This is a genomic window from Dehalococcoidia bacterium (assembly GCA_041653995.1).
In the GTDB taxonomy this organism is placed as follows: Bacteria; Chloroflexota; Dehalococcoidia; order GIF9; family UBA5629; genus CAIMUM01.
This window is the reverse complement of record JBAZEK010000003.1, coordinates 43400-56037: the sequence shown is the minus strand read 5'-3', so window position 1 is coordinate 56037 and position 12638 is coordinate 43400. Positions and strand designations below refer to the sequence as shown.

The 12638-nt window shown below is 53.5% G+C and carries 11 protein-coding genes; 8 read left to right on the top strand and 3 right to left on the bottom strand.

Annotated features, from left to right (window positions below; genetic code table 11):
* Positions 1 to 43: 43 nt before the first annotated feature.
* The 7 genes from dtd (at position 44) to WC359_09335 (ending at position 7243) form a co-directional block, all read left to right on the top strand.
* Positions 44 to 496, top strand: a complete 453-nt coding sequence (dtd, locus tag WC359_09365) for a D-aminoacyl-tRNA deacylase (GenBank protein MFA5400635.1) — start codon at positions 44 to 46, stop codon at positions 494 to 496.
* Positions 497 to 560: 64 nt separating this feature from the next.
* Positions 561 to 971 carry a Fur family transcriptional regulator gene (locus tag WC359_09360; protein MFA5400634.1) on the top strand — a complete coding sequence of 137 codons (411 nt, stop codon included), beginning with the start codon at positions 561 to 563 and terminating at the stop codon, positions 969 to 971.
* Positions 972 to 1011: 40 nt separating this feature from the next.
* On the top strand, positions 1012 to 1650 hold the full coding sequence (locus tag WC359_09355) for an energy-coupling factor ABC transporter permease (protein ID MFA5400633.1): 639 nt from the start codon (positions 1012 to 1014) through the stop codon (positions 1648 to 1650).
* Between the two features lie 13 nt (positions 1651 to 1663).
* On the top strand, positions 1664 to 1948 hold the full coding sequence (locus tag WC359_09350; protein MFA5400632.1) for a PDGLE domain-containing protein: 285 nt from the start codon (positions 1664 to 1666) through the stop codon (positions 1946 to 1948).
* A complete protein-coding gene (cbiQ, locus tag WC359_09345; GenBank protein MFA5400631.1) occupies positions 1938 to 2708 on the top strand; it encodes a cobalt ECF transporter T component CbiQ in 771 nt (256 codons plus the stop codon). Before WC359_09350 ends, cbiQ begins: the two co-directional genes overlap by 11 nt.
* Positions 2709 to 2711: 3 nt before the next feature.
* Positions 2712 to 3455 (top strand): ABC transporter ATP-binding protein, encoded by a 744-nt coding sequence (locus tag WC359_09340; protein ID MFA5400630.1) that lies wholly within the window; start codon positions 2712 to 2714, stop codon positions 3453 to 3455.
* A gap of 32 nt (positions 3456 to 3487) precedes the next feature.
* Entirely contained in the window at positions 3488 to 7243 is a 3756-nt protein-coding gene (locus tag WC359_09335; GenBank protein ID MFA5400629.1) for a hypothetical protein, read from the top strand.
* 90 nt (positions 7244 to 7333) lie between these two features.
* Here WC359_09335 and nadC read toward each other — a convergent pair whose 3' ends face one another.
* Positions 7334 to 8191 carry a carboxylating nicotinate-nucleotide diphosphorylase gene (gene nadC / locus WC359_09330; GenBank protein MFA5400628.1) on the bottom strand — a complete coding sequence of 286 codons (858 nt, stop codon included), beginning with the start codon at positions 8189 to 8191 and terminating at the stop codon, positions 7334 to 7336.
* Positions 8192 to 8210: 19 nt separating this feature from the next.
* Entirely contained in the window at positions 8211 to 8699 is a 489-nt protein-coding gene (locus tag WC359_09325) for a TspO/MBR family protein (GenBank protein ID MFA5400627.1), read from the bottom strand.
* Positions 8700 to 8994: 295 nt separating this feature from the next.
* On the opposite strand from WC359_09325, the gene mfd reads away from it, so the two are divergent.
* On the top strand, positions 8995 to 12348 hold the full coding sequence (gene mfd, locus WC359_09320; GenBank protein MFA5400626.1) for a transcription-repair coupling factor: 3354 nt from the start codon (positions 8995 to 8997) through the stop codon (positions 12346 to 12348).
* Here mfd and WC359_09315 read toward each other — a convergent pair.
* The gene (locus WC359_09315; GenBank protein MFA5400625.1) at positions 12345 to 12602 is read right to left on the bottom strand and encodes an acyl carrier protein; all 258 of its coding nucleotides are present in this window, start codon (positions 12600 to 12602) and stop codon (positions 12345 to 12347) included. The two genes, mfd and WC359_09315, sit on opposite strands and share 4 nt — an antisense overlap.
* Between the last annotated feature and the right edge of the window lie 36 nt (positions 12603 to 12638).

The following is a 12638-nucleotide window of genomic DNA, read 5'->3' as shown; positions in this document are numbered from 1 at the left end:
TATTTAATAAAATAGTGAGGATTGTAATGAGGATTGACACGATTTGAAAGCACTTTTACAGCGTGTAACAGGAGCAGAGGTAACGGTTGACGGTAGAGTAACCGGCCGGATAGGTCAGGGTTTTGTCATATTGCTTGGTGTGGGCGGTGATGATGGCGAGAAAGACGCCGATTACCTGGCCGATAAAGTAGTCAACCTCAGGATGTTCAGTGATGACAATAGTAAATTTAATCTGTCAGCGCTGCAGATTAAAGCGGAACTGCTGGTGATAAGCCAGTTTACGCTGCTGGCGGATACCAGCCGGGGTCGCCGCCCCAGCTTTACTGAGGCTGCGCCGCCGGAGATGGCGGAAAAACTCTATAATTATTTCATCGGACGCGTCTCGGAAACAGGCCTGAAAGTCCAGGCCGGCGTATTCGGGGCACATATGCTGGTCAGTATCGTTAATGACGGCCCCGTCACTATAATGCTGGACAGCAAAGATAAACTTGCCTGACTGGCAATCGGTATTAATTGCGACCAGTTGCAATTGCTATTATTCTGTGTAATAATAGTGACTGATGAGTTGTATAGAGACGTTACAAAAAAAAGGTTACAGGCTTACTCCTCAGCGCATAATGGTTGTAGATGCTCTGCACAGCGTGGAAACCCATATCAGTGCCGATGAGATTTTCGACAAGCTCAAAGAGAAATATCCCTATGCCAATATATCCACAGTCTATCGAACTTTAGAGCTATTGAAAGAGCTGGGTCTGGCAGCGGAGATAGAGCTTGGCGACGGCATTGCGCGTTATCACGCCAGGGAACATAGCAAACACCATCATCTAATCTGCAATAAATGTGGAAATGCCATCGAGCTGCCCGAGGCTGACCTGCAGCCGCTGGCAAACTCCCTGCTCTCGAAGTACAGGTTTAAAGCTGATGTAAGACACCTGGCTATTTTCGGGCTGTGCCCGAAATGCCAGGTGTGAGTCTGTTTCCTCATAAATAACCGAAAAATTGGGGGTTAGCATGCATATACCGGATGGTTTTCTCAGCGCGCCTGTTGCAGTGGCAACGGGAGTGGTTGCGGTGGCAGCGATTGCCGTGGCTGTAAAAGAGACAAATAAGAAGATGGGTGAGAAACAGGTTCCCATGATGGGAGTGCTGGCAGCCTTTATATTTGCCGCTCAGATGTTAAATTTTCCGGTTGTGGGAGGGACCTCGGGCCACTTCGTAGGTGCGGCGCTTGCCGCTGTATTGCTGGGGCCATGGGCAACCGTGCTCATCTTAAGCAGCGTGCTCGTTGTGCAATCGCTGGTCTTTCAGGACGGCGGACTGCTTGCGTTGGGCGCCAATATCACGAACATGGGATTGATCGCAGGTTTCGGCAGCTACTATATATATAAAGGTATAGACATGCTATTCAAAAATGGCAGGACAGGAACTCTTGTCGGTGCCGGGGTGGGGGCGTGGTTCTCCGTAGTGCTGGCTTCACTGGCATGCGCTGTTGAGCTGTCCCTGTCCGGCACATCTCCCTGGGTGATAGCTATTTCCGCCATGGGCGGCGTGCATATGCTGATCGGTGTCGGCGAAGGGTTAATCACGGTGGCCGTTCTCAGCCTTATCATGGCTACCCGGGCGGACCTCTTGAAACTGCAGATTGCTTAGGAGGACTGATTTTATGAAATCGAAATGGTGGATTATCGGCCTTTGCATCGCGCTACTTCTGGCTGTTATTTCTCCCATAGCTTCTCAATTCCCCGACGGGTTGGACAGGTTTGCTGAGGACAATAACTTCGTTGACAAGGCCGTCGAGCCGGCTTTTAGCATGATACCGGATTATTCTTTCCCGGGCATTGCCAGCGAGGCGACCGCCACCATAATTGCGGGCGTATTGGGCACTTTAATACTGTTCGGCCTGGTATTCGGCCTGGCAAGTCTTTTGAAGACAAAGAATGAAGCATAATTTTATCGATGAGTACAGCGGTCTCGACAGCTTCGTGCACCGCCTGGATCCGCGCACCAAGCTGCTGTGCAGCCTTGCTTTCATCCTGGCCGTGGTATTAACACCGGAAGGAACCTGGAGGGCATTTGCAGTCTATCTGCTTATCATGCTGGTATTGATATTGCTATCCAGGCTGCCGCTCGGGTATGTACTGAGAAGATCGCTGGTCATCTTCCCTTTTGTCATTGTAATAGTCGTCTTTGTGCCCTTTTTTAAACAGGGACATGAGGCTGTTGGTTATGATATAGGCGCCTGGCATATAGCTGTTACATATGAAGGGCTGGCAGTTTTGGTAAATGTAATAATCAAGTCATGGCTGTGCATCCTCTGCCTGATAGTGCTGTCGTCATCCACCAGGTTTGAGGAGCTTTTGCACGGGATGCACAAGCTGAAGGTACCTCTGGTATTTGTGCAGATAACTTCATTTATGTACCGATATATGTTTGTGCTGGCCGATCAGGCCATGCGCATGCAGATGGCAAGGGACAGCCGGAATTTCGGTTTGAATAGAGGGAATATTTTTAAAACGCTGGGGAATATGATAGGCATACTTTTTATTCGCAGTTATGAACGCGCGGAGAGGATTTATGCCGCAATGTTATCGCGGGGCTATAATGGTGACATTGTTGTGGTAAACCGGCTCAGGTTCCGCTTGCCCGACGCCTATTTCGCATTATCGTTGTGCCTGCTGCTGGTTTGCCCGGCGGTACTGTGGTGGTAAGTTATGTCAGTTAATAAAGCAGTTGCAATAAAGGGACTCTCCTATGTTTATCCCGACGGCCAGTGCGGCCTGAAGGACATAGACCTGACGGTTTGTAGCGGAGAAAGCGTGGCTTTAATCGGTCCCAATGGGGCCGGGAAATCCACGCTTCTATTGCACTTAAATGGGATTTTAAGAGGGAGCACTGCCGTCAGTATTCATGGGTTATCGGTAGCTGACAAGAATATCAGGGAGATAAGAAAAAAGGTAGGCATGGTCTTTCAGGATCCTGAGGATCAGCTTTTCTCCTTAAATGTATTTGAGGACGTGGCATTCGGCCCCGTCAATATGGGATTTACACAGGAAGAGATTGATTGCAGGGTCAAACGGGCCCTTCAAAAAGTGGGCATGCGGGGTTTTGAGAAAAGATCATCCCACCATCTCAGCATCGGGGAGAAAAAGCGGGTGGCCATCGCAACTGTGCTTTCCCTGGATCCAGAGATACTTGCTCTCGATGAACCGACCAGCAGTCTCGATCCTCGGGGCAAGTGGGCCCTGATCGAGCTGCTGCGCAGTCTTCACGTGACAAAGATTATCGCCTCTCATGATCTCGACCTGGTCTCATGCCTGTGTGACAGGATTATTGTTCTTGACGAGGGAAAGATCGTGGCGGATGGCAGGACAGAGCAGATACTTAGCGACAAAACAATGCTGGCGGAGCACGGCCTGGCCGTTCCGGCCGCTGAAGCAGCTCCTTCGCTGACGTAAGAGACAGTAAATAATAGGCCAAGGAGGAGTCCATGGGTAAACAGCTGTATTCCGGTTTGTTTATTTTATTGATGGTTGCCTCCTTCGTGGTACCGGTCAATATCGCAGCGCCGTCAGCGGTGTCTGCGGACCCGGGCATCATGAAGTGGGACACCGTCTCGACCCCGATGTCGGTATCGGGAAAGAACGACATCCTTAATGAAAAGGACGTCACCATCGGTAACTTTAACGGCATGGGCAGCAGCATTAACGGCATGGCCGCCGGCAACGACGGCATGACCATCGCCTTCATCGACCGCACGTGGTTTGACCGTGTGTCCGCGGGCGTAGTCACGGCCGTAGCCCCGACCAGCACCACGGTCGGTGTGAATAACAACCCCGCTGCTGAGTGGGCTCTGTATCCCAACGGTGGATATTTCACCGGCCTTTACTACAGCACCAACTCAGGCATCGCTGCCACCATCACCCGCGACCTGGCCCTGGTGCGCAGCCCCAACTTCCCCGGCGGCGCCAACCTGTTCCAGGTTGCCATCGCCCCTGACGACCCCAAAGTCATGGCCGTCACCTCCGACGTTGGTTCAGTGGGTGCCGTTGCCGCGGGCACCGGCCCCGTCAACATCTGGTACTCCTCCGACGGCGGCAACAACTGGGACCTGGCTTTTGCGGGTTATGACTTCGCAACCGCGACCTACACACTGGGAGCGGGCACGACCATCCGCTGTCTCGACATCTCGATAGACTACGGCGGAAAGCGTGACATCGGTTTCGGCACCGTCACCGCTGCCGGCACCGGCGCCTGGTATGTCAGGTCTTCCACCGGTTTCACCACCTGGAATCAGCAGCTCAGCCCGTGGAGCGGTCTGGCTGCTATTGACACCGGTATCTATGCCCTCAAATTCTCGCCGACCTACAGCGGCGACTCCGCGGTAGCGCTGGTCTACTCCGTCCCCGCAGCCACCTACTTCAACGTAGCTATGCGCGACCTCAACATGAACACTACTACAGCCTACGCCTACACATTCCCGGGCATCGTAGTAGCCAACCCGACGGCACCGGTTGTCGCCACCAATGCCGTGCTGAGGAACGTATCCCTGCAGCTCCCGTCCGACTTCTCCGGACAGTCGGCCTCGCTGCGCAGGGCATACATCAGCCTTGACGTCATCCCCGGCGGCGGATTTAACCAGGGTATCTATCGTGTCGACGACACCACCGTCTACACCCTGATGGACAACACCGCCGTCGCCGACAAACAGATCTACACCATCGCCTACTTCGGCACCTATGCCTCCGGCAAACTGCTGGCAGGCGAGCGCATGGGCTTCTCCTGCTCGGCGACCGTGCCCACCTGGTTCACGGATTCGCCGACCACCTGTCCCATCCCGTGCTGGTACCCGGCCCTTAAGCCGACCACCGGCGCCGCCAACATAGCCTGCGCAGTAGCCAAGACCGGCGAGGGCGCAGCTATCGTCGCCTGGAATGCCGACGGCTCACTGGGCTACGCAGCCACCGGCTCGCAGCCTGCCGAGGCTTTCGGCACACCCTGGTATCTCCAGCAGTATGCAATCCCGGTAGTCAACGACGAGTCTGCATTCGCCATCTCCCGCAACAACGGCGAGACCTGGAACCAGCTCGTCCTGATCAACACCACCATCGATTGGTTCAACGACGTGGCGGTAGCGCCCGATTGCACCACCATCTACCTGGCCTCGTCCAACACCAATCTTGGCCTCACCACCTGTAACTCGTTTGACAGCGTGTGGCGCGCCACCATCAATCCCAACGTGGCTGCCCCGCTGCCCGCGGTTCCCCCGCTGGGCACCTACTGGGAGCGCGTGTACGCACGCCCGACCTCCCTCATGACCTGCCCTCCGGGACCGCAGAGCGACCTGCCCATACTGAGGGTCGTCCCGTCCTGCACCGACAAGCCTGACGGCGAGATCGTCGGCTGGGCCGCGCAGAATACAAGGGCAATGGCCTGGTCTCCGGACTACGGCGATTACTGGGCGACAGTCACACCGCGCTTCGCCATCCAGGACTTCGCCTTCGAGACCAGCACCACCATGTACACCGTTAACGGATCAGGCATGGTCCAGAGGCTGCCCTACACCGGCACCGCCTGGTCCACCAACCTGCCCACCTACCAGTCCAACCTCGAGACCACCCACACCATCGTGGCTGTTCCCGACGGTAAAGTACTGGTCGGCGCAGGCGCAGTCTCATCCTACCCGGTGGCCTACTCCGCCGATAAGGGCGTGAGCTTCACCTCCGGCTCCGAGTCCATCTCCGGCCACGGCAGGGAGCATGTCATTTTCGACGTTGACTTCAAGAACAACAGCTTCATCTACGTCGGCGATGACGCCCTGGCCGCCACCGGCATGGGCACCGTCTATCGCAACACGGCTCCTTCGTTCCAGAGGTGGGTCGACAACGACATGATGAGTATCGATAATAATCCCACCGGTATAGCGTGGCCGGTGGGTACGATTGGCCCGCCTCATATCACAGGCGTTTTCGGTTTGGCTCAGGCTTGGACCGGAAGTCCTGATCCGGCAGTCTACGCCGCACATGATAATGTAACGACTTCAGTCTTTGCGGATAATTCGGCTGTGTGCCGAACGCTTGCGCCGCGCGACGGCATGCCCAAGCCGGGCATCACCTGGGATTGTCTCGACATCTTTGCGCCCATCACCACTGCCGGCGTAAAGTTCACGCTCGAGCCGACCTCGCTTAAATACTGCGGCTGCTGCACGCTCGACACCAACACCACCCTCTACGCCATTGATGACGAGAGCGGCAACTGGCAGTACATCGCAGGCCTGAGGAACAACTACCTTGCCACAAGGCTCCTCGGCCGCATGTGGAACTTCCCGCAGTACATCGCCGCAGCCGATCTCACCGGATTCGGCTATGCGCCGACTATCAGGCGCGGCATGCTCTGGGCTTACACCGATTGCCTGGCCAAGAGAGGACCGATCCTGAAGAGCCCGGCTGATGGTTTCCTGGTGGGCGCCGACCCGGTAACGGGCCGCAACCAGCAGGTGGACCTGGCCTGGGAGCAGCTCTGTCTGGCCACTGGTTACCTGATACAGATAGCCAAAGATGAAGACTTCACGTTGAAAATAGATCCGACACTCAATAATGCGACCACGATTGGTTCCGTGATAGACGAGATCCAGATCGATATGGACGCAACCAATATGACAAGTCCGGCTGTCTGGATCGCACCCGGGGCTTTGCCGGAAGCAGGAGCTATTTACTATTGGCATGTGTGTGTATATCGCAGCGCCACGGGTCAACTGGCCTATTCTGACTGGTCCGAGACACGCAGCTTCACCGTCAAGGCGGGATTCATCGTCAACACCCCGTACTACGGCGTACAGTTGCTGGCCCCCAACAACGGCTGCCTCGGCTGCAAAGTAAAGCCGGCCTCCTTCTCATGGAGCCCCTGGAAAGAGGCGACCAAGTATCAGTTCGACCTCGCCAAGGATCCTGAGTTCAAGAGCCTGGTCGTAACCGCCGCCACCACCACCACCGGTTACGAATACGACGGCACCCTGGACTACAGCACCAATTACTTCTGGCGTGTGAAGGCCCTGGAAGTCAACGGCCGGAACATCCCGAGTGATTGGTCCGCCACCTTCAGCATGCAGACAGAAGCAGCTCCGGAACCGCCGGCGCCTGCTCCTTCAGAGCCTGCAACCCCGCTGTGGGTCTGGGTCATCATCGCTATCGGCGCCATCTTCGTTATTACCGTTCTTATACTTGTCATGCGGGTACGCAGTAAATAGAAAAAGGGGCGCTTATAAGCGCCCCTTTTTCTATTCAGTAAAATATGATGTTGTATTTATTGACTATACAAATAGTAAACCGGTAACGGATTAGAGGGTCAGTTTCATACTGATGTCCAGCGCCCTGGCGGAATGTGTCAGCGCGCCCACCGAAATCCAATCAACACCTGTTTCCGCGATCAGCCGCGCATTATCCAGGCTTACTCCACCCGAAGCTTCCACGATTGACTTGTGGGAAATCAACGAGACCGCCTGACGCATTTGATCCAGGCTCATGTTATCCAGCATGACGATATCTGCCCCTGCTTCGGCAGCTTCTGCAGCTTCCTCAGGATTGGTGGTCTCGATCTCGATCTTGATAGTTCGCGGTGTTTTGTCCCTCGCCTGGCGGACAATCTCGGAGATACTCATTCCCCGGCGGCGAAGTATGGCTATATGATTGTCCTTGATAAGAACCATGTCTCCCAGGTTCATACGGTGGTTGACGCCGCCGCCGACGGATACCGCATACTTCTCCAGCAGGCGCAGTCCGGGCAGGGTCTTACGTGTATCCAGTATTTTGGCAGGGAAATCCCTGACCGCCTCAACATACAAAGACGTTTGTGTCGCAATACCGCTCAGGTGCTGAAGAAAATTGAGGGCCGTGCGCTCGCCTTTCAGAATATCGGCTATATCGCCCTCAACCCTGGCTGCAATATCTCCCGGTTTAACCCGGTTCCCGTCTGCCGTCAGGATGGAAAATTTCAAAAATGGATCGATGATATTAAATACCAGCCTGGCTGCTTCGATACCAGCCAGTATGCCTCGATCCTTAACTATGAAGCTGGCCCTGCCTATTACATGGGCAGGGATCAGAGCACTGGACGTGACGTCCCCACCTGCCAGATCCTCGTCCAGGGCCCTCTCCACCAGGTCTTCCAGTTCAGGGATATAATCGTTTAGTTGCATCAAGGGTTGACCTTCTTGCTTATGGATTCAGCAGGTAGATAGAGAAGTTGAGGGCTGTGGCATAACTGACCCAGAGAATATAAGGAATCAGCAATAATGACGCGGTTCTGGACACGCGGTAGAAATTTATCATGGTTAAAAGGATGGCTGTCCACAATGGTACAATCACGACAAGTCCCCAGAGCGGAGATTTCAGCCCGAAGAAGGCGTAAGACCAAAGCGTGTTGAGCACAAGCTGAATGATGAAGATGATCAGTCCTTCTCTGACATGAAAGACCTTTATACCCTTGCGCCATACAAGGAACGCCGATATGCCCATGAGGATGTAAAGCAGGAACCACACGGGGGCGAACAGCCAGTTGGGCGGAGTGAAAGAAGGCTTTTCCAGCAATATGTACCAGTTTGGTATGGCTGCCCGCGTGAAAAGCGAGCCGATGAAACCTGCGCCGAAGCAGGCCACCAGGCTGATAAGCAGCTTGATGATGTCACTCAGTCTTTTATTGCGCATTAGTTATGAACCAACTGCCGATAAACATTAAACACCGGACATATGAGGGATTCGAAATCTTGAGAAATAATATATCAACAGGCCGACGAACTCAAATCGTATTACCTGCCGGGTGGAACGGACCTTCGTTCCGTGCAATCCCGGGATTGGCCTCTCCGTTACCCTCTTCTTGCGCCCTTCAGGAATCGAGCACGGCATGTGTTAAACTGCCGTGATATGTTTGTTTGCCTCCAAATTGCTGTGCTAAAATCCCTTCTGGACTGCACCGGTCGAAACCATCCCCCTGCTATTTGATATGAAACTCTATTATATAAGCCAGTTAATTCACGGCCTGCCTGAATTTGAACGGCTGCTTGACTCGCTGTCTGATAAGCGGCGTAAAAGGGTGAGGTTATCCCTTCCCGACCAGGCTACACCGATTGTGGCGGCAGCCATTTACGGTCGTTTCAACAGGACAGTTCTGTTTGTCACAGCTCATGCCGAAGCTGCCAGGCGTCGCTTCGAACAGATTAAGCTGTGGCTGCCTGACACGGTTGTGCCGCTGTTTTTCCCGGAAGCCGGTCTGCCCGGTAACGGCTCTCCGGACGATCCTGTTATCAATTCAGAACGGATAAAAGTAATCTCTCTCCTGGCCGGCTGTAATAGCGCCGATGAAAGCCAGCAATCCTCTTCCTTTATTATGTGTTGTGCGGCGGCTCTGATCAGCCGGTCTGTGGGGCGGGACAGATACAAATCAGGCTGCATCAGGATTATAAATGGTATGAACATGAATCAATCCACCCTGCTTGAGAGGATGCAATCAGCGGGCTATAAATATGAGGACGTTGTAGAGATACCGGGTACTTTCAGTAAGCGGGGCGGCATCGTCGATGTGTATCCCTGTGGTCACGACTCGCCGGCCAGGATAGAATTTTTCGGGAACGAGATAGAAAGCCTGAGGCTGTATGATTCAAGATCGCAACGGTCGATGGAAAAAGTGCCGGTGTTATTAATACCTCCCGCAGAGGAGACGTCCAATGACGGTGTCGCCAATTTACTTGATTATCTGCCGGATGAGGCCATTCTGTTGTTGGACGATGTCCAGCAGATCGAGTCCGAGGTAGAGCGAATCAGGGGGGAGTTCAGCAGCCCAGGTCAATCCGCGGCCGGAGAGGCGGGTAACGCCCCCGGTGGCTTTGAGTGGGCGGCGATTGAAAATAAAATCAGGAGCCGGGACCAGGTTGTGGAATTCAGCCGCTGGGATGAAGCTGCAGTGCAGGATGAGCAACATTATCGTCTTCCTATCAGGGGCGCCCCTGATTTCTCTGCGAAATTTACGGCGCTTTTAGATAGACTATTGGAATTGAGGCGGGAGAGCGGCAGGGTTTTGATCGTCAGCCAGCAGGCTGAAAGGATAAGGGAACTGTTGCAGGAACGCGATATCAGCATAGACGTTTTAAGAACACTTGAAGGGCTGCCGGTAAGCAATTCTATCGTCCTGTTGCAGGGTTCGCTGGATGAAGGATGGCAGCTTGACAATGAGCTATTGCTGCTGACCGATGCCGAACTCTTCGGGAACATAAAGCGGCGGCGTTTTGCTAAAACCAGACCAGTCAGACACCACCTTTTCCTCAACGATATAAATATCGGAGATGCAGTAGTACATGTTGAGCACGGCATCGGGCGCTTTGCCGGAACCGTCAGGAAAGTCTCTGCGGGAGTGGAGAGGGAATACTTGATGCTGGAATATGCTTGTGGAGACATACTTTATGTACCTGTAGATCAAGTCGACAGGGTGAGTCTTTATATAGGCGGAAGTGAGAGAACTCCATCTCTGAGCAGGCTGGGATCACAGGAGTGGATCAGGGCGCAGCAAAGGGTGAAGGAATCTGTGGCAAATATAGCGGGTGAGCTTATTGAACTGTATGCCGGGCGAACCGCAGGAGGAGGCATTGCTTTTTCCAGGGATACCCTCTGGCAAAAAGAACTGGAAGCTTCTTTCCCCTACGTAGAAACTCCAGACCAGATGGAGGCCATCGAGGCAGTGAAAGCGGATATGGAATCGGCGCGGCCGATGGACAGGCTGGTTTGCGGCGATGTGGGTTATGGAAAAACCGAGATTGCTCTGCGCGCCGCCTTTAAAGCTGTCATGGACAGCAAACAGGTGGCCATTATGGTGCCGACCACGATCCTGGCGCAGCAGCATATGAGCACTTTCAGTGACAGGTTAAAGACCTTCCCTGTCAAAGTTGCCGTGCTCAGCCGCTTCTGTTCGGCCAGGGAACAGGCGGATGTGATCGCAGGGCTGGCGGAGGGTTCGACGGATATATGCATAGGCACACACAGGATGCTACAAAAGGACGTGAGGTTTAAGGATCTCGGGCTGGTGATAATCGATGAGGAGCAACGTTTTGGCGTAGTGCACAAGGAGCATTTCAAGAAAATGAGGCAATCGGTTGACGTGCTGACACTGAGCGCTACACCTATACCCAGGACGATGCACATGGCGCTTTCGGGTATCCGCGATATGAGCACAATTGAGACACCGCCGGAAAGCCGTCTGCCTGTGATCACACATGTGGGGGAATACAATGGCAGGCTGGTTCGGCAAGCATTGCTGCGGGAGTTGGAACGGGATGGTCAGGCGTTCCTTGTACATAACAGGGTTCACAGCATCAATGAACTGGCATCAAAGGTGGCGGAGCTGGCGCCGGAGGCCAGGATATCGGTGGCGCATGGACAGATGGAAGAGGATAAACTGGAAGACATTATGTCTGAGTTTATGCTGGGTAAGAGCGACGTGCTGGTTACAACAACTATTATTGAGTCGGGTCTTGATATGCCGAATGTAAATACACTGATCGTAGACAATGCGGATAAAATGGGTTTGACCCAGCTTTATCAGCTGCGTGGCAGGGTAGGACGTGGCGCAAATTCGGCTTATGCTTACTTCTTATTTGATTCTGGTAAAAGCCTGACTGACCAGGCCATTGAACGGCTGAAGGTGATTGCGCGGGCCACCGAGCTGGGAGCAGGCTATGCCATCGCTATGAAAGACCTTGAGATAAGGGGAGCGGGTAACCTGCTGGGGATTGAGCAGAGCGGCAATATCGCTACTGTGGGATTCAGCTATTATTGTCATCTGCTTGAGGAGGCGGTTGAAGAGATAAAAGCCCGGCGCGAGGGCCGCACCCTGCCAAAAAAGGTGGAGCCGGACGCCGTCACTATTGATTTAAAGATACCGGCTTTTATTCCGGATCATTATATCGAGAATACGCGGACGAGATTCAACATCTATCACAGGCTGGCCGGCATGGTCACTGCGCAAGAAGTATGCGATATAAGTGAGGAAATGATCGACAGGTTCGGCGATATGCCTGAAGAGGTGACCAATTTGTTGTACGTTGTGGAATTACGGCAGGCGGCTGTCGCGGCGGGGATTGAATCGATCGTTCGGGACGGTGAAAATGTCACCGTATCCTGCGGTGACGGAGATATTAAGAATGCGGACAAAATAATTGCTTTAGAAAACAGAGCGGTCAGGCGGGGCAACAGACAGATCAAGATTGATACTGAGATAGCGGGGCACAGATGGATGAAGCTGTTAAAAGAACTGGTGCTGCAATTATCTTACACCGGAATATCGACCGCGGGGGAAAAAGGCGCTTAGTCCTCGACACCGGCGTCCTGTAGGTAATCCATCATATCTTGAACGGTGACCAGGTTATCGGCGTCTTTCTCTGGTATTTCGAATTTATTTCCTGGTTTGCTGAAGCTGTCTTCAACTGTAGTAAAGAATTCGGCCAGGTCATCCGGGTCCATGTTCAGATCTTCGATGAATGAAGCGGACGGCGCGATGGAAGCGGAGTCCACGCCCAGTTCATCAACCAGGATTTTCTTAATCTTATCGAAAAGTTTTGACATCTGATATTACCGGTCAATTATACGATGTGCGATACC

Bases quoted from the DNA above. Each gene is read 5' to 3' on its own strand.
- mfd (MFA5400626.1), top strand. From the start codon at position 8,995: ATGAAACTCTATTATATAAGCCAGTTAATTCACGGCCTGCCTGAATTT.
- WC359_09355 (MFA5400633.1), top strand. From the start codon at position 1,012: ATGCATATACCGGATGGTTTTCTCAGCGCGCCTGTTGCAGTGGCAACG.
- nadC (MFA5400628.1), bottom strand. From the start codon at position 8,191: ATGCAACTAAACGATTATATCCCTGAACTGGAAGACCTGGTGGAGAGG.
- cbiQ (MFA5400631.1), top strand. From the start codon at position 1,938: ATGAAGCATAATTTTATCGATGAGTACAGCGGTCTCGACAGCTTCGTG.
- WC359_09360 (MFA5400634.1), top strand. From the start codon at position 561: ATGAGTTGTATAGAGACGTTACAAAAAAAAGGTTACAGGCTTACTCCT.
- WC359_09325 (MFA5400627.1), bottom strand. From the start codon at position 8,699: ATGCGCAATAAAAGACTGAGTGACATCATCAAGCTGCTTATCAGCCTG.
- WC359_09335 (MFA5400629.1), top strand. From the start codon at position 3,488: ATGGGTAAACAGCTGTATTCCGGTTTGTTTATTTTATTGATGGTTGCC.
- WC359_09350 (MFA5400632.1), top strand. From the start codon at position 1,664: ATGAAATCGAAATGGTGGATTATCGGCCTTTGCATCGCGCTACTTCTG.
- WC359_09340 (MFA5400630.1), top strand. From the start codon at position 2,712: ATGTCAGTTAATAAAGCAGTTGCAATAAAGGGACTCTCCTATGTTTAT.
- WC359_09315 (MFA5400625.1), bottom strand. From the start codon at position 12,602: ATGTCAAAACTTTTCGATAAGATTAAGAAAATCCTGGTTGATGAACTG.